Source organism: Martelella sp. UBA3392 (genome assembly GCF_002358775.1).
Classification (GTDB): domain Bacteria; phylum Pseudomonadota; class Alphaproteobacteria; order Rhizobiales; family Rhizobiaceae; genus Martelella; species Martelella mediterranea.
In genome coordinates this window covers 668-1,342 of record NZ_DEPM01000240.1, presented here as the reverse complement: position 1 = coordinate 1,342, position 675 = coordinate 668, and the positions used below count along the sequence as shown (strand labels likewise).

General features: G+C 64.9%; 1 protein-coding gene. It reads left to right on the top strand.

From position 1 onward, the window contains the following. Window positions 1-675 (top strand): thiamine pyrophosphate-dependent enzyme (locus B4E36_RS19100; RefSeq protein WP_345900700.1); only part of this gene is annotated, 675 nt, incomplete at both ends.

The following is a 675-nucleotide window of genomic DNA, read 5'->3' as shown; positions in this document are numbered from 1 at the left end:
GGCACCCGCCTCAACCCGTTCTCGACCCTGCCGGGCTACGGCATCGATTACTGGCCGAAGGATGCGAAGATCATCCAGGTCGATATCAACGCCTCGCGCATCGGCCTCACCAAGAAGGTGACGGTCGGCATTCAGGGCGACGCCGGCAAGGTGGCGCGCGGCATTCTGGCCCAGCTTTCCGAAACCGCCGGCGATGCCGGGCGCGCGGACCGCAAGCATCTCGTCTCCCAGACCAAGTCGCGCTGGGCGCAGGAGCTGACGAGCCTCGACCATGAGGATGACGATCCGGGCACCGAGTGGAATGCCGGCGCGCGCACCCGTGATGCGGATCTGATGTCGCCGCGTCAGGCGTGGCGGGCGATCATGCAGGCGGTGCCGCAAGAGGCGATCGTTTCCTCGGACATCGGCAATAACTGCGCGATCGGCAATGCCTATCCGACCTTCGAGAAGGGCCGGAAATATCTGGCGCCCGGCCTGTTCGGCCCCTGCGGCTATGGTTTCCCCGCGATCATCGGCGCCAAGATCGGCAATCCCGATACGCCGGTGATCGGTTTTGCGGGCGATGGCGCGTTCGGCATTTCCATGAATGAGATGACCGCCTGCGGGCGCGATCCCTGGCCGGCGATCACCATGGTGATCTTCCGCAACTATCAGTGGGGCGCGGAAAAGCGCAAC